Below are 16078 nucleotides of genomic sequence, written 5' to 3' on the forward strand. Positions count from 1 at the left end.
ATAGATTTCATTTTTTTCATCTTTTTCACTTTGACATTGTGGGCATGAATTTCTCTGAACTCAGGATTGTTCATCACAAGACACATTGTTGCTAGGTATAAGAATCGCCTTAGACGAGACCTTCCTCTCTTAGAAATGACAATTTGTCCTTTCCATTTACCAGAGCTTGCCTCGACTAAATGTAAACCCGCGTGTCGTAATAGAGAATTGCCATGTGCGAACTGACTTAGATCACCAGTTTCACCTAAAATGCCACCTAACATTACGATTGTTAATCCTTTTATACTAAGTAGTTTTTCTGTAAAAGTAATACTTCCAAGAGCTTCAGATACTTCTTTATCTACTATTTCCAATTGGCTTGTGGCGAGGTCGAATTCTTCAAGTAATTGTTTTAGGTGTAATTTATATGCATCATGTGCTTTATCAGTGCCAACAGAATTCTTAGCTAGTTTAATGAGTGCTTCGGCTTTTTTAATACCAGGTTGACGCTTCATCTCTGTTCTCCACCCTGTAACGATATTTATAGCTTCCATCGAACGTAATTCTTTCGGTGTAGGGAATAAACGGAGAGTAGCGATTGCCCCTTTACATGTAACGTCTTTAAAAACTTGTCTAAGTTCAGGGAAAATAATATCAATCCAACGATGGATTTGGTTCGCAGCACTGACATGTCGTTTAACTATGGCATCTCGGTTAGACATCAATACTCTTAGTTTTTCGAAAGCCTATGTAGTTGGACGAATGAAGGAATAGTATCCATTCTTCACCATATCGGCAATAACCAGAGCGTCTTTTTTGTCACTTTTGGACTGTGTATTATCTCTGTTTTCTTTGTTCTTTTTAACAAGGTGGGGATTAACAGTTACCACATCAATATTTCGGTCGTAAAGCCATTGGGACAGGTTTAACCAATAATGCCCTGTAGGTTCCATACCAACGATTTCAGTATCAAGATCTTTTGAGTTTTTTAATTTGTTAATCCAATCTAGTAACCTTGCAAATCCATCTTCGTTATTTTCAAAAGATAGTGGATCACCGACCACTATACCACGATAGTTTACAGCTCGTGCTACATGTGTTAGTTGGGCAATGTCTACACCAACAACAAGATGTTCATCAGAAATTCTTTCAATTAGTTGATTTTGTTTGTCTTGCATTTTAAACTTCATATAAGAGCTCCTCTTTAGATTTGAGTTTTAGAGTGGTGTCTATACTCTTATCTTACTGAGGGGCTCTATTTTTTTCAAAGTTGATATTAACGCACTACAGGAATGCTAAAGAAGCATTTAGCGACAGAAAGACATATCTAATATAGTGTGCTTATCTAGTTGAATGGAGGTCTAATCATGGGCATTAGGAATTATCTGATTGGAGGCGTTTCCGGCTCTGGCAAAACTACGGTCTGCAACGAATTACAGCGGCGCGGCTACCATGCCATTCATGGTGACCGTGAATTGGTTTATCAAGGCGATCCGGAAACTGGTACCCCGACGGATGGCTTTAAACCCGAACACCATATTTGGCATGTAGATAAAGTAAAAGCTTTGGTCGCCAATCAGGATGAGGCGGTAACATTTTTCTGCGGTGGTTCGCGGAATTTTCACAAATACATCGATCTCTTCGACGGCGTGTTTGTCCTTGATGTCGACCTGGAAACCTCTCTCCGGCGGATTGATGAGCGAGTGGCACTGGACCCAACTGACTGGGGTGGCAGACCAGAGGAACGGGAAATCAGTAAGCGCATGTATCAAACGAAAGAAGGCGTTCCCAAAAACGGGATTATAATCGACGCCACGGCACCGATTGATCACGTCGTTGACGAGATCATCCGTCAAAGCGAAGAAAATAAACACCAACGACAGTAAACTTACGGTTGCGACAGCCCGATACACCGGTGCACCTGGATACGAATTTTATTTCAGACATGTTAAATTACGTAGGAAATACACTAGATATTTTAATATATTGGCACTGATTTTAGGGGTAGGGTATCTGATTTGGGAAGAAATTTATGCCTATCAAGATAACAAAAATCAACAAAATGAAAAACCCGTTCTTCAACTAAAGGGTAGCGATGCTTCAATAAGGAAGGATCGGTTTTTCTTATTCAAGTAACCTGACATTCTAGTGGAGTAACACTAAAATGAATGGTATAGGTACATTAAAGAGGTGTTCTTTTGCGAAATTTCTATTGTTTTATATCTTTATTCCTTTTAAGTGGGCTTGTAATGGGTTCTATGGAGAGTGTATTTTTCACCGATATTTTTGGTAAGGCGGGTAATAGTATTCCAACTCTCTTTGGATTACCTTTAGTTTTTTTAATGCGTGGCTATTTTAAAGATATTAAAAGGTGGCTTTTTTGGTTGTTGTTTGTACTAAGTGTTTTTTCATATCTGGTACTTACAATTATTTTTGTTGATTAGTGATAATAACTTTTTATTCATCTAACGGGTGCTTTCCTTGAAGATCTGGCTGCTACAAATGCAGCCTATTCTTATTTTGCTAACGTGGCAGTATTATTTAAGAACACAAATAAGTATCTGTTTCTTTAAGGAATAATACAAAGGAGTGCAAAAGTAATGAAAAGGGAATTTTATAAAGGTGAAGATTTTTGGATCAAGGATAGTCAGTATAAACGAATTGAGTATCCAATAAACGATGAAATAATAAAAAAAGCAGAAGAGTGCTTGGGAATTAAATTCCCTCAGTCATTTATAGATTTAATGAAGATACAAAATGGTGGTGAACTAAACTTTCCTTATTTTATGTTATCTGACGTTAGTACAGAAAAACAGGTATTTCCTAGTATTGAACCTATTCATTTCGTAGAGGACGATATTAGTATATTATCATCTAAAGAGTTATTAGCAGATACCACTCTTTCAAAAGAGTTTATTGTGCTGTGGACTGATTTCCATTTCTGGTTGGTTTTCGACTATCGAAATAGAAAAGAGAATCCCCCTGTTCTTTATATTTTCGAGAATTATTCCACAAAGGAAATCACTTGGGAATATATAAAAGTATCAGATAGTTTTGACGATTTTTTAAAGCAGTTATTCCGTGTACCATTTTTGGACCCGAAACAGCTAAAAGGAAATTACGGACAAAAATAGCTATTCAACAAACGGGTGCAATAATTTAAGATAAAGGTTGTCATTTCGGTAGCCTTTCTCTTATTGTGCTAAAGGACAGGATAGTTAAAAAAAGAGATGTTCACTAAGACATCTCTTTTTGCTTACGCACCTATCTCCTCTGCGTGCTTCATCATTTCTTCATCTATGATTTCAACTAATTCTGGATCCGTATACATAAGTAAAACAACTTCTCTGGAATGATCCTCAATATGAATTTCAACTTCAATACGTATCTCAGCTTGTTTTCCTTTATAAATAACATTAAAGGTACCAATTTCTTTTATTTCGTTATCCTTATTCATTTTTTCTATTTGAGCATAAATATTATTGATTTCCCTAGAAGTAAAACCTGAATCCAAAACCGAAGATGATAACCTTTTTAAAAAAGGTTGTACCTGTTCAAGGTCAAAATTCATTCCAGCTGCTAATGGTACTTCATCGTTGTTTATATTTTCCTTTTTGCTAAACATATAGATAGTACCTACAACCAAAAGTATTATAATAAAAACAATAATAAAAATTTTGATATGCCTTCACCCCTTTCCATTTACCATTATAAAGCAACATTTAATTTCCACTAACTATGTAAATAATTCCAAGTTATCCATATAGAAATGGGAGTAGGTGAAAGAATACTTCTTTCACTATTGATTCAAGAGTTGAAGGTTCAGCTGCCATTTCTGATGGTTTTCTTTATTGCACTTAAGGGCAGGTTGATTGAAGAAGAAGTGATAAAACAGTGAGGGATAAAATGAAATTCACCCTATAACAAGGAGTTTAAAAAAATGAGTATGACAACCTATATTGGTTTAAATTTTGCAGTAAAACTTAATGAATTTTATACAGAGGATGAAGTTGAAATTGATTATGTTTTCTCAGATGAAGAAAATCGTAATGTAGTAAAACAGAAGCATTTTACTACGCCCTATATTTATGAAGTTTTTGAAAAAGGTCATCCTATTTGGCAGATGAATAAATATCAAAAGACTCATTCTCCTCATAACTACGAAAAATCGAAAAAGACTTTTCTCTATTTATGTCAGCTGCTAAAAGAGTTGCTTCCACAAGGTGATTATTGTGAAATCTATATTTGTTGGTTGGGTGAAGAAGATGAAGAGCGTGAGGAAGTCTTGAAAATTGATTTAAATAATCTACAAATTGAAACAGATATTTATGAAAAATGCTTTATTAGAATTGAAAACTAAAGGGCTTAACTCAAAATAAGTTTAGCACTCTTTTTTTGTTGAACTTACTAAACTAGAGGGTAGCTTGAGTTGAAGAATAAAAGGGTTGCTGCGACAGCCATTTTTTTTATTGTACGAACGGAGTAGTTTACTTCCAGAAGAAATAGATATTTTAATGTAGAAAGTTTTATGTAAAGTAAGCAATAAGTGGGAGTTTTTATATGAAAAAACGGCTTGGATCTGCGGGAGTTTGCATTAAAGAAAAGAAAGTACTAATGGTATTACAAGGAAAACAGGATGAACCAAAACGTTGGTCTGTCCCTTCAGGTGGATTAGAAGAAAGAGAAACGTTTGAAGAATGTTGTGTCAGGGAGTTAAGGGAAGAAACTGGGTTTAACGTAGAGGTAATACGACCTATTTTCCAAAAAGAGAGTCATTACGGGGATGTAAGATATTTTGACGTAAAGATTATTGGAGGAGAAGCAAAAATCCAAGACCCTGATAATTTGATTTATAATATTGCTTGGAAAAATATCGAGGAAATAAAGACTTTAGACTTATCATTTCTAGATGATAGAGCCTTTTTAATTGACTACATGACAAGAGAATCCAAGTCTAAGTCATTATTCAAGTAACGGATGCTATCCTTTAAGATCTGGTTGTTGCGGTGAATCTTGTACGAACGGGCAGGATAGTGGAAGATGTCGTTGACTCTAATTGGAGATACTTGTTAATATAGTGGCATGAAATTGTATTTACAAAAAGGATGACTGTCATGAAAAAAGCAGTGAAAATGGCCTCCTAAGATAAAATTAAGTATTTTAGGAGGCGTTTGAATATGAAATTCAATATGATAAATCGTAACAATTGGTATCGAAAAGAATACTTTGAACACTTTTTACAACAACAAACAACGTTCAGTATTACGAATGAAATTAATATTACTATTCTTATGAAGAACTTAAAGAGAAAAAATTATAAGTTATACCCTGCGTTTATTTTTATGGTGACAAAAATAGTTAATTCCCACATAGAATTTAGAATTAGTTTTGATTCAGAAGGTAATTTAGGTTATTGGACAGAGATTTGCCCTTCTTATACAATTTTTGATAAGAAGAAGCACACATTTTCTGCCATCTGGTCACCGAATGTAGATCATTTTTCTGAGTTTCATTCTCAATATAATAAGGATGTAGAAAAATACAATGGCACAGGTAGCTTATTTCCAAAAACACCTATACCAGAAAATAATATTCCTATATCTATGATCCCTTGGAGTTCTTTTACAGCATTTAATTTAAATATTAATAATGGTGGAGATTTTCTTTTGCCAATTATAACTGGGGGTAAATATTTTCAAGTAAATGGTGAATTAATCTTACCTGTCTCGTTACAAATTCATCATGCTGTTTGTGATGGTTTTCATGCGAGTGTTTTTATGAATGATTTACAAAAACTTGCTTATGAAAGTACAGACTGGATCTAGTTGTTCATTGGGGAAAATATCTATAAGCGGAACTGTTAAATCAGTTCCTTTCTTACCTTTCTTAATAGAAATACCCACAAAGTTTGTGAAAAAGTAACGTGGGCTTTGCTTCAATAAGGAGCAAGGTTCCAACAAATGATCATATAACTGAATAGCAAGTTTTGTTGTTCTTCTAAGATTGGAACAGTCGTACTGTTGTTTAAAGTTTATATCCACATACACGAAGGAAAATCTCCTTCTTATTTATCTGATATTTGATTCTTGACATATAAAGTGTTTGTTAAAAACGTTAAAATATTTGTCTTAAAATATTCTTTCAGATGAAGTTTATTGTTCCCTCAACAAAGCGATGACCTAAATAATCATCGCTTTTATCTTTTCAATTGAACGTAAAAAGGTTAGTTCTATTAGTTAAACTAAAATGGGCTTTCCTTCAATAGATACAGTTGCCATTTAAAACTGTTTATATGGGCAAAATTCCTGTAATAAATGAAGTGAAAAAAATAAATTTGTGAAGAAATATACTTAAACAATCAGGAGCAATAGTTAAAGATGGAGATCGCAGGCGGTCTTTTGCTGCTTGTTGCGCCAGCGTGCAGGTTTGCTTAAAAAGGATTTTTCAAAAGACTACTAATAGATTTAGGTCGATCCAGTTAGAAAAGGAGTTATAGACAAGATGATTTCTTTAAGAAATGTTCAGGCTGCAGATTTAGAACAGCTGTTACTTATTGAGAATGAAGGCTTTCCGATAGAAGAAGCTGCCACGAAAGAAGCATTTGTAGAGAGGATACAGTTGATACCTGATACCTATATTGTGGCAGTAAAGGAAGGGGAGATCCTTGGTTACATTAATGGACCTATCATTAATCAACCATACATTACCGATAATCTTTTTGAGAAAATCAAGGAGAACCCGAAAAGAGGCGGATATCAGAGTATTTTAGGATTAGCTGTGTCCAAACAGGCAAGAAATCAAGGGATTTCAAAGATATTAATTGAGAAAATGGAAGAGCTTGTAAAAGAAAATGAAAGAGAAGGAATGACTTTAACATGTAAACAGGAATTAGTTTCTTTTTATGAAAAATTTGGATTTGTTAATCATGGCATGTCTGAATCCCAACATGGAGGAGTACGATGGTATAACATGGTTAAATTAAGAGAGGCTATGGATTAATCCTTTTACCTTAAAGCGGATAATGGTGACACCTACTAGTAAACTGCAGCAAGAGAATAAACAGAATTTGTGGAAGAGTCATCTCTTGCTCTCATGTATACGGGCAGCATTCCTGTAATAGATGAAGTGGTGATTGAGTATTTTGGAAAGTTTAAAATGAGCTATTTTTTTAGTGAATAATGGGTTTACTAATTTATCCACTCGATCATAAATGATTGATTTGTCCTATATCTTTTTCATTACTTATGTATTCCTGTTTTTGTCCGGAATTCCCCTTCATTTATGTACGAAACTCACAATCTATGATATTGGTAAATAGTAGCAAATAAAATCGTCTCCTTACATGCAGAAAAAGGGACCGAATAACCCATAATGAGGTGCCAATGACGATGGTAAAAATAGTAGATACAAAAACACTCATACATATAATGGAAGCTAGGTCACAAGAGTATAAAAATCTCAGAGAGCAGATGGAACAAGTAAAAAGCAAATGCAATGAGATTGTCAATTTAGGTGAACAGTTCCAAGGAAAGGGAGCTGACGCGATCAAAGGGTTTTACCAGGCACAGATTGATGTGGCAGAAGCCTGGCTTCGCCTGATCGATCGCCAAATCGCCTTTTTTAACGGAATTCATGGCAGTACAGAAGAAAAGGACCTTGCAAATTCAGTGGTACACCTTCCGTTTTTAGAGGATGAGCTGGTGCACCATATCAGTAATCAGAAAGAAATGGTTGCAAGCCAGCAGGATGAGCTGCGAAGCATTTTCAATCGGATTGATGATCTCATCTCCCTCGATGCCTTCTCAACAAGCCGCTTTGATGAACAAATCGAACAGGCTGATAAAGTGCGAAAAGCGACGGTTGATGCTGTGAATCAGCTAGATGAAGAGTTAAACTTAGAATATCGGCTGTCAGAAGGTGACGAGCAATTTGTCATCGCCTTATTTCAGCAATTAATGGAAGCATCACGCCAGGGAAATACCATCTCGCCAATCCAATTTAACCTTGATGCCTATCATGCTAGTGAAGTGTATAAGCTGAAGGGACAGGCTGAAAAGCAAACAAAAGATTATCTCTCATTCAAGGACGAACAGGAAGCATTTAGGGCACAGCTCAAGCGTCAAGAGGAGCTGGAAAACCGCCCATGGTACGAAAAAGCATGGGACGGAATCAAGACGTTTACGGGTGAATTTACAGGATACTATGATTACATACGGGCCTCAGAAGGGGTTGACCCTGTCACCGGCGAAAAGCTGACAGCAGGACAGCGCGTTGCCGCCGGAGCAATGGCCGCAGCAGGATTTATTCCAATCGTCGGCTGGGCAGGACGGATTGTCAAAGGCGGAGGAGCCATCTACAAAACGGCAAAAGGAATGCACGCTGCTGATCAGGCACTAGACGTATACAGAACAACTAAAACCTTCTCAAATCTCGAAAAAGCAGAAATGGGCCTTTACGTACTCGTATCTGCCAACGGCTTTAGCGAGTATATCACCGGTAAAGATATGTTCGGAAATAAATTAACGGATGAGCAAAGACAGGCTAGTCTCCTGCAAAGTGTCGTTGGTTCATCTCTAATTGCAGCTCCGTTTGTGCCACAGCTTGTGAAAAATGGTAAACTGATTCGTGAGGAGACGATTAGTAAGGCGCATGAATTGGCAGCAAGGACAAAGGCTGATTTACGTTTTGTTATGAATGAGGTTAGAGGCGGATTTCATGTGTTGCGGAATGGGATGTATCCTAATAATTTAGCTTTTGCAGCGAATTCGAGTGTGCAGAAGGTTCCTCTGAATGTAATGAAAACAGAGTCGGTTAACAAGGTATTGGATGGGGTTTTAGCGAAGTTTTCTCTTAAATTTGTCGACAAAGGGAAACAATTTACAAATGGTAGAAGAAATAAGTTGAAGCCTAATATTAGATATAAAACTGGAGAGTATGATTACAATTATGAAACAGATAATTTAGGTAGGATTACTAAATTCGAAACAGAAAATTTACAATTAACAAAGAGAGAAGAAAGATTACCACACAGCAAAAAAACACCAGGTAAAGTGAAAGGTCAGGATCATGCAGGGCATTTGGCAGGTGATAGATTTGGAGGCTCACCTAAAATTGATAATTTGGTTTCGCAATTATCGGAAGTTAATTTGAAGCGATATAAGAAAATTGAAGATAAATGGGCTGCAGCTTTAAAAGAAACACCTCCAAAAAAAGTAAGTGTTGATGTTGAAATAGTTTATAATGAGGATGAAATACGCCCAAAGAAATTTGTAGTTAATTACATAATTGATGGTGATCCGGGCTTTGCAACATTTAACAATTTTTAAAGGAGTGAAAGTAGTATGAAAGGATTTGAAGATAGATTTAGTGAATTGCAAGCCGATATGATTTCCATATGCATGGAATATGTTGAAGATAGAGCTGATAAAGTATTCATCTATGCTTCATGTGAAGAAGGTATGGTATCGGGCAAGTTCTTTTATTTAATTAACAATCAATATGTAAAGTGTCATAAGGTAAATGATGCATTGGAAAATGGAGAAGAAAGTTATGATGTGTCTCCAGAAAGAATGTTTAAGGTACTACAAATTATAGGTGAAGATATTGAAGAAATTGAAATTTTATGTAAAGAATACGAAAGAGACATGCCAACTGAGATGAAATTAATATACGATGCTAAGAGTGGCAAGTTTCAAGCAGAGTACAAGTATGATTTGATACATACAAATGATGATATAAAAACAGCAGATGATTTTGCTGATGAGTGGTTTGAGGAAATAAAAAATAATAATCTTTGAAGTGTTTATCCATTATTAATTCATAAAAAGTTGTACCGTAATAAAGTTATATAACCATACTGTTAAGTAAATTCAACATGTATATTGGGTTAAAAACTGGATAACTAATTTTTAGAAAGCTCACTTTAAAGCACTTGGTTGTCTTTTAGGCAACAGGTGCTATTTTTTATCAGTTATTATAAGTTTTTGAGCCCTATTAAATACAACTTAAACATCTTAAAAATTGTCTAAAGAGTGTTTTAGTTGACAAGCTTATAAAAGTCATTTCCATTAGGTGCTAAATGAATTAGTTGAAATTACTCAGGTGGTCCTATTTATTGTCCAGATAACTTACTTTCGATTTTCACAAGGAGGAATAGTAATGGCAATGTATGTTTATAAGGATGCCGGTCGAACAGAGAAATTATTAGCAAGAAACGCGCAGAAGCAGGATAAGGGTATTCGCTATTACTGTCCTAATTCCAAATGTAACGCCCATATGTATATATCGAATATTGATGGGGTATCCGCATCATATTTTCGTGCAAGTTCTTCTCATAGACATATAGAAGGCTGTCCATATGGTACTTCAAATGGATATAATCCAAATAATTATATAAATTCGAATTTGACTATGCATTACTAGCTTTAATGATGCCAAGCAAGCCCCAGACTAAAAAAGAAACACCGGGAGAACATAGAAATGGTACAGCAACATCAAAGCCATTACGAACAATTCGTCGGATATATTCAATGTGTAAGAACTGCGACTATTCTGATACATATAATGGATTAACGATTGGTAAAATGCTATTGGATAACAGAAGCATTCACATGTATCCAAAAGGTGTTTTCGGTTGGAGAATAATTGAAGCAAAACCTAAAAGGCCACATTTCTATAACTCTACAAAAATGGAAATTTCGCTGTTTGCATCTACTATCGGAGAGGAATACACTTTTATTTTAAATTTTGACGATGAAGTATTGTTTAAGAAAATAAAGAACGATATTTTTCCAAACAGAGAGTCCCTTATAGTTGTTGCTGGGCAATGGATTTCCTCGGGAACTTTTAATGTATTTTATATTAAGTTTTCGAGTAATAAACAGTTAGCTATTATAAAATAGATTATTAAAATCCATTCTATCCTAGACAGCACTTGAAACCAAAGACTCGAGATATGTAATAAAACTTGAAAAAATATTTAGTTTTCCAGTGGAATAAGTTTTATTAGTGCAACTGTGAGACTCAAATTAGAATTTTACAATATTGTTGAGGAAATTTCGTTTTTAGGTTATATAATATGGAATAGCATATTAATAAAGGCTTTTGATATTTATTAGAATGGGTTCGAAGCGCATCAAAAAATAAACGTGAAAAATTCGCTTAATAATGGTTATTTTCGATAAAAAGGGTAAGGAAAAAACGCCTTACCCTTTGCTCGTATTTTTGCCCATAGTCATTTTTCTTCGATATTTAAGAAGAAAGTCCTTAACTTTGAGCATAGGAGGCTCGAACCCCTGACCTCTTTGCTGCCAAAGGAGGAAAAATTAATAAATTGTGTAAAATAGTTAAAAATTTAATTCAATAAAGTCTTGAGTATCAAAATTACTGGGGACAAGGATATGAATCAGAAGCATTAAGAGAAGTAATTTTATTAGGGTTTACACAAAAAATGGCTAGATATTATTGATGCAACTGTGGAACTAGAAAATGAGAGATCCCTTCATTTGATAAAAAATTAGGATTTAATATGGCCGAAGAGATGAAGGATAACTTAGTATCCTTTTACTTAAAAAATAAAAATGCTAATTGAACATAAAAGTACCACCCCAGCCTAGTGATTTAGGGTGGCATTTTTTTCAAACAAATATCGGTACTTACGTCAACACGGATTCTACCAAATTAGCAACATAATCCACCGAAATAACAGATCCTTCTGTAGGTTCTTCGGATCCTTCGAATTCAACAACGAGCCAGCCTTCATAGTTGTTACCGTTCAATTCAGAGAATAGATAAGCTAAATCTACTTCACCATCACCAGGGATTTTTCCGAGGTATAAATCGCCAGTAAGTGCTCGTAAGGTATGACCAGGTTCTTCGACTTCTGTTTTTAAGAAATCTTTAACATGGACATGACGAATATAATCTTTTAATTCTACTACAGCATCATTCGGATTTTGTCCAACTAGTAAGAAGTTTCCTGTATCAAATGTGCTCTTTAATGCAGGAGATCCAACTTTTTGGATCACATCGATCACTTGATCACTTCTTCCTGCAAATAAGCCATGATTTTCTATACATAGAAGAACACCTTTTTCTTCAGCGTATTTAGCAGCTCCAGAAAGACCTTCTAATACATAGCCAATTCCTTCTTCATATGTAATTGATTGATCATGTGGAAGGTCACCGGTAAAGACACGAACGATATTGATACCGAAATGAACGGCCATGTCCACTGCATCTATTACTTCTTTTAACTGTGCATTCCGATATTCTGCATCAGCAGAGACGAAATTATTGCATGCTGCATAACTTGAAACGTGTAATTGGTGCTTTTTCAATGCTTCATCAACCAAAGGGAGCTCTTTCTCCTGGTCCCTCCAAAAAATGCTGAGTAATTCTACCCCGGTTGCTTTCGTCGAACTAGCAAAATCAAGGAAATCTAAAACACTCCATATCCCATCAAAGTAATACTTGTGTACACTCCACATACTTAATGCAACTTTCATTTTGTTCGCCCCTTTATTTCAGGAATTTTCAATCAATTCATTATATAACCAAAATGGAAAAATAGAAGGAATAAATCTTCAAAACTATAAAAAAAAACAAAATGTATTTCCGAAATTATGAAGAAAGGTATGGATAAAAAGTGAATGTCGAATTTTTGGTCTAAGCTTTTCATTCGCTAGGAAAATGGATGTAATTTTCGGTATATAGATAATAAATGGAGTAATTCTCCACAATAAGGCATAGATAAAGAGTGGAATAAAGTTAGGAACTTCATTTTCTTAAAAAGGGAGGTGTGTGTTGCAGCAGGAATTGGATCATTCGATAAATAAGGAGACTGATGTAAATGAAAGTTAAATCAGTGATCGTGAGTGTTTTATCTATTATGTTAGTATTTGCATGTCTTCAGACCAGCGTGTCTGATGCTTTAGCTATTTCTCATGAATCGAAAAGTAATGAAGGGGATGAAAATGATAGTAAAAAAGAGATGAGAGAAGCTGCATTAAATGGCAAATCCATTCAAATTGATCCTGGATTTGCTTATTACCAAGGAAGGTCTGTTGAGAGTATTGCAGATGAAATTAAGCTGGCAGGTTATAAAGCTGTACACTATTTTGTTGTAAATGAAAATAATGTGAATGGTGATTTAATTGATGCATTTCATGAGAGAGGAATTGCAGTATGGGCACTTGTGTTAGGGAATGGTACGTATTCTACAGAACGTTTTCCTAAAGAGTGGCCAGATTGGCAAATGGAGCTTTTGCAACCATTAAATGATGGATATATAAGACTATCTCCGCATAGTGAAGGGTATAAAGCATGGAAAAAACAGGCTTTAGCCAATCTTGTTACAGAATATCCCTTTGATGGTATTGAGATAGCTGAGCCATATTTTCCGGAGTGGAATGGAATTGAAAGAGGAGTATATGGCGATGTCGGACCACTTGCACAACAAGCTTTTTATGATAAGTATCACCAAGATATTCCGGACTTTGTCAACGAGGATTCGGAAAACTATTATTTGAACAACCAATCCTTATATAAAAAATGGATTCATTTCCGTGTGGAAACCGTTAATCATTTTTTAGATGAAATCATAAATGGTGAAAATGGTGTGCGAAGTGTACGACCAGATATATTAGTAGGAACATGGAGTCTTGCAATTGATGCTGGTAAGGATTCTTTAAAACGATTAAAAGAATTACAAGGTCTTGATGCAGCATCTATGGTAGATAAAGTAAACCCTGACATCCACTTTTTCCAAACACACTGGCCTGATTGGATGAGGGACCAACTTCCAGCAGATTATTTCTTAAAATATGAACCATTTGTGGAACAACTAAGAAAGAAACATCCCAAACTGCCAATTGGTATTCAAGCGGACATAGGTTCTTTTCAATATATGATAAAAGGGAAGGAATGGTTGGAGACATTCTCCAATACTGCCTTTTCTGAAGGATATGCAACATGGACAGCTTACGAATATCACTTAGGTGGCTATATTTATCATGAAAAGCCAGTTCCTTTAAAGGCCGAGAAAGCAGATGATACCGAAGTGATGATTTCCTTTAATAAAAGGATAGATCCTGCGTCCGTCTCCTTGACAGAAAGTTTCTTTCTAGATAACGGTGAAAGTAGCGTGCCATTGGAAATAACCGATTTAAAAGTTGACGGGAACCATGTTTTTATTTCATCACCCCAGCTAGATTCGAAGGAACCAATCAAAGTTTATGTGAAAGGAATGAAAGATACTCCTGAGCTTTGGTTATTCAAAGGGTATCCGGCAAATGAAACACCAGATGGCTCTTATGTGTGGATTAAGTAGTGGGATGATGATGCCTTAGGTTTAGAAACCTAGGGCTTTTTTGTTTGGCTGTCTTATGCTAATTACGATTGATTCATTATCTCAAATATCTTTTTGTGAATGAGTATTTTGATTGACCGAATCATTTTGGAGGAAATATTCAATTGGCAAAAAACGTTCAATCAGTAAGGTTATTAGACTATTTTGAGGGAAAATTTCGTGTTAAAAGAAATTTTTTTTATTTTTTTATCCATTTTTGAAGGAATTATCCTCTGATGTTCAGTGTATATATTACAGTGAGTTTTTAAAAAAATAAAGTCACCTTTGTTTTATCCTTGTGAAAATAAGGGGTGAGGAAGGGCATCGGAACAATCGTAAGTCTATAAAAAAATGAATTAACTAGGAGGGGTTCGTATGAAAAAGAGAGCATTCATTTTACTGTTTTTATCTATTTTGTTAATAGGATCTTTATTAGCTGCTTGTTCTAATGATGAAGCAGGTAATGAAGCAGATGGCGACAAGAAGAAAGATGAAAAAGTAGTGATCGATTTTTGGTATGGTTGGACAGGTCCTGAAGGGGAAGCAATGGAAGAATTGATTAAGGACTTCAATAATAGTCAAGATAAAATTGAGGTTAAAGGGTTAAGTCAAAGTGATTATCAAAAACAGTTAACGGCTATTACTGGAGGTAACCCGCCAGATATTGCCTCACAATTTGGGAATAACGTTGTTCCTTGGGGTGAAAAAGGGGCAATGCAACCATTAGATGATTATATCAGCAGCAGTGGTAAAAACCTGGATGACTTTGTACCTGCAGCTTTAGATACAGTTCAATATGATGGCAAGACATATGCTTTGCCGATTGCCATGCACGTGTCGATGCTCTTTTATAACAAAGATATTTTAGCTGAGGCAGGCTTTGATGGCCCGCCAGAAACGATAGCTGAAATGAAACAGGTTATTGAAAAGACCAGTATTGTTGGTGATGATGGTCGTTTACAAAGAATTGGATTATGGCCAGGTGTAGATCCATATACGTTTGCCTACACATTGGGCGGAAACTTCTGGGATGCTGAAAAGAACGAAGTAACTCCTGAGGACCCAGGTGTTAAAGCTTCTATGCAATTAGCTAAAGATATTTGGGATGAGTACGGTTCTGAAAACCTAGACCGATTTTCATCTGGTCTTGGTAAATACATGTCTGCACAAAACCCATTCTTTATTGGCAAGTATGCCATGACAATTGATGGTGAATGGTTGCCAACATTTATTAAACAATATGCACCAGAATTAAATTACGGTATTGCTCCAATACCTTATGATGAAAGTCAGCCTGAGTTTGCCAATTCCGGTAACATTAACACAAGTGTATTTTATATCCCTAAAGGCGCAAAACATCCAGAAGAAGCATGGGAATTCTTAAGCTGGTTTACGGAAAAAGAAAATATGGTGAAGTTTACTGCGAAACTTGGTAACTTACCTACACTTCAAAGTGCTTTGGAGGATCAAGCATATGCTGATGTTCCAGGATTCCAAGAATTCTTAAATTATGCAAATGAAGAGAATATGAAATCATTCCCTGCATTACCTTTCATGAATGAATATATGACGGAGATTACGACCCAATATGATGCGATTTTAAGAGGAAAAATCTCAATTGATGAAGCATTAAAAGCAACAAAAGATAAGATTCAGCCACTAGTAAAATAATGCATGATGGAAAAATGTACCGCAGTTTGATGCAGTGGGTATATAAAGTGAACTTTACTCACTGGGAATTTTGATTTATCC

The 16078-nt window shown here is 35.4% G+C and carries 14 protein-coding genes and 1 pseudogene; 12 read left to right on the forward strand and 3 right to left on the reverse strand.

Annotated elements, in window-relative coordinates:
* Positions 1–1169: pseudogene (locus WQ54_RS10895) on the reverse strand (IS110 family transposase); the annotation flags it as partial.
* Positions 1170–1346: 177 nt separating this feature from the next.
* On the opposite strand from WQ54_RS10895, the gene WQ54_RS10900 reads away from it, so the two are divergent.
* Together WQ54_RS10900 and WQ54_RS10910 are read left to right on the forward strand one after the other, a co-directional pair.
* On the forward strand, positions 1347–1865 hold the full coding sequence (locus WQ54_RS10900; RefSeq protein ID WP_046516231.1) for an AAA family ATPase: 519 nt from the start codon (positions 1347–1349) through the stop codon (positions 1863–1865).
* A 714-nt stretch (positions 1866–2579) separates the two neighbouring features.
* A complete protein-coding gene (locus WQ54_RS10910; protein ID WP_046516237.1) occupies positions 2580–3113 on the forward strand; it encodes an SMI1/KNR4 family protein in 534 nt (177 codons plus the stop codon).
* Positions 3114–3235: 122 nt separating this feature from the next.
* Here the strand turns inward: WQ54_RS10910 and WQ54_RS10915 are convergent, their stop codons facing one another.
* The gene (locus WQ54_RS10915; RefSeq protein ID WP_046516241.1) at positions 3236–3604 is read right to left on the reverse strand and encodes a hypothetical protein; all 369 of its coding nucleotides are present in this window, start codon (positions 3602–3604) and stop codon (positions 3236–3238) included.
* Between the two features lie 315 nt (positions 3605–3919).
* On the opposite strand from WQ54_RS10915, the gene WQ54_RS10920 reads away from it, so the two are divergent.
* The 8 genes from WQ54_RS10920 to WQ54_RS31875 all read left to right on the forward strand — a co-directional run bounded on the left by WQ54_RS10920 (position 3920) and on the right by WQ54_RS31875 (position 10880).
* Positions 3920–4339 carry a hypothetical protein gene (locus tag WQ54_RS10920; protein ID WP_046516244.1) on the forward strand — a complete coding sequence of 140 codons (420 nt, stop codon included), beginning with the start codon at positions 3920–3922 and terminating at the stop codon, positions 4337–4339.
* A 200-nt stretch (positions 4340–4539) separates the two neighbouring features.
* Entirely contained in the window at positions 4540–4953 is a 414-nt protein-coding gene (locus WQ54_RS10925) for an NUDIX hydrolase (RefSeq protein ID WP_046516248.1), read from the forward strand.
* A 203-nt stretch (positions 4954–5156) separates the two neighbouring features.
* A complete protein-coding gene (gene catA / locus WQ54_RS10930) occupies positions 5157–5804 on the forward strand; it encodes a type A chloramphenicol O-acetyltransferase (protein ID WP_046516250.1) in 648 nt (215 codons plus the stop codon).
* A 676-nt stretch (positions 5805–6480) separates the two neighbouring features.
* Positions 6481–6978, forward strand: a complete 498-nt coding sequence (locus WQ54_RS10935) for a GNAT family N-acetyltransferase (RefSeq protein ID WP_046516253.1) — start codon at positions 6481–6483, stop codon at positions 6976–6978.
* Between the two features lie 389 nt (positions 6979–7367).
* Positions 7368–9305 carry a T7SS effector LXG polymorphic toxin gene (locus tag WQ54_RS10940; RefSeq protein WP_052737749.1) on the forward strand — a complete coding sequence of 646 codons (1938 nt, stop codon included), beginning with the start codon at positions 7368–7370 and terminating at the stop codon, positions 9303–9305.
* A gap of 15 nt (positions 9306–9320) precedes the next feature.
* Complete coding sequence (locus tag WQ54_RS10945) at positions 9321–9776, forward strand: immunity protein YezG family protein (RefSeq protein WP_046516257.1); 456 nt, start codon at positions 9321–9323, stop codon at positions 9774–9776.
* A 361-nt stretch (positions 9777–10137) separates the two neighbouring features.
* Positions 10138–10401, forward strand: coding sequence for a hypothetical protein (locus tag WQ54_RS31870; protein ID WP_052737750.1), 264 nt, complete (start codon positions 10138–10140; stop codon positions 10399–10401).
* 5 nt (positions 10402–10406) lie between these two features.
* Positions 10407–10880 carry a hypothetical protein gene (locus WQ54_RS31875; protein ID WP_156177877.1) on the forward strand — a complete coding sequence of 158 codons (474 nt, stop codon included), beginning with the start codon at positions 10407–10409 and terminating at the stop codon, positions 10878–10880.
* A 753-nt stretch (positions 10881–11633) separates the two neighbouring features.
* Here the strand turns inward: WQ54_RS31875 and WQ54_RS10955 are convergent.
* A complete protein-coding gene (locus tag WQ54_RS10955) occupies positions 11634–12485 on the reverse strand; it encodes a sugar phosphate isomerase/epimerase (protein ID WP_046516260.1) in 852 nt (283 codons plus the stop codon).
* A 344-nt stretch (positions 12486–12829) separates the two neighbouring features.
* Here WQ54_RS10955 and WQ54_RS10960 point away from each other — a divergent pair, with 344 nt between their 5' ends.
* Complete coding sequence (locus WQ54_RS10960) at positions 12830–14308, forward strand: N-acyl-D-glucosamine 2-epimerase (RefSeq protein ID WP_231597499.1); 1479 nt, start codon at positions 12830–12832, stop codon at positions 14306–14308.
* A gap of 393 nt (positions 14309–14701) precedes the next feature.
* Positions 14702–15997, forward strand: a complete 1296-nt coding sequence (locus WQ54_RS10965; protein ID WP_046516263.1) for an ABC transporter substrate-binding protein — start codon at positions 14702–14704, stop codon at positions 15995–15997.
* The last annotated feature ends 81 nt before the right edge of the window (positions 15998–16078 follow it).

Origin of the sequence: Bacillus sp. SA1-12, assembly GCF_000981385.1 — a bacterium.
Lineage (GTDB): Bacteria > Bacillota > Bacilli > Bacillales > Bacillaceae > Metabacillus.

What these genes read in the sequence shown, in the direction of transcription:
- WQ54_RS10915 (WP_046516241.1), bottom strand. Translation starts at nt 3,604, where the DNA reads ATGTTTAGCAAAAAGGAAAATATAAACAACGATGAAGTACCATTAGCA.
- WQ54_RS10920 (WP_046516244.1), top strand. Translation starts at nt 3,920, where the DNA reads ATGAGTATGACAACCTATATTGGTTTAAATTTTGCAGTAAAACTTAAT.
- WQ54_RS10935 (WP_046516253.1), top strand. Translation starts at nt 6,481, where the DNA reads ATGATTTCTTTAAGAAATGTTCAGGCTGCAGATTTAGAACAGCTGTTA.
- WQ54_RS10925 (WP_046516248.1), top strand. Translation starts at nt 4,540, where the DNA reads ATGAAAAAACGGCTTGGATCTGCGGGAGTTTGCATTAAAGAAAAGAAA.
- WQ54_RS10955 (WP_046516260.1), bottom strand. Translation starts at nt 12,485, where the DNA reads ATGAAAGTTGCATTAAGTATGTGGAGTGTACACAAGTATTACTTTGAT.
- WQ54_RS10960 (WP_231597499.1), top strand. Translation starts at nt 12,830, where the DNA reads ATGAAAGTTAAATCAGTGATCGTGAGTGTTTTATCTATTATGTTAGTA.
- catA (WP_046516250.1), top strand. Translation starts at nt 5,157, where the DNA reads ATGAAATTCAATATGATAAATCGTAACAATTGGTATCGAAAAGAATAC.
- WQ54_RS10900 (WP_046516231.1), top strand. Translation starts at nt 1,347, where the DNA reads ATGGGCATTAGGAATTATCTGATTGGAGGCGTTTCCGGCTCTGGCAAA.
- WQ54_RS10945 (WP_046516257.1), top strand. Translation starts at nt 9,321, where the DNA reads ATGAAAGGATTTGAAGATAGATTTAGTGAATTGCAAGCCGATATGATT.
- WQ54_RS10965 (WP_046516263.1), top strand. Translation starts at nt 14,702, where the DNA reads ATGAAAAAGAGAGCATTCATTTTACTGTTTTTATCTATTTTGTTAATA.
- WQ54_RS31875 (WP_156177877.1), top strand. Translation starts at nt 10,407, where the DNA reads ATGATGCCAAGCAAGCCCCAGACTAAAAAAGAAACACCGGGAGAACAT.
- WQ54_RS10910 (WP_046516237.1), top strand. Translation starts at nt 2,580, where the DNA reads ATGAAAAGGGAATTTTATAAAGGTGAAGATTTTTGGATCAAGGATAGT.
- WQ54_RS31870 (WP_052737750.1), top strand. Translation starts at nt 10,138, where the DNA reads ATGGCAATGTATGTTTATAAGGATGCCGGTCGAACAGAGAAATTATTA.
- WQ54_RS10940 (WP_052737749.1), top strand. Translation starts at nt 7,368, where the DNA reads ATGGTAAAAATAGTAGATACAAAAACACTCATACATATAATGGAAGCT.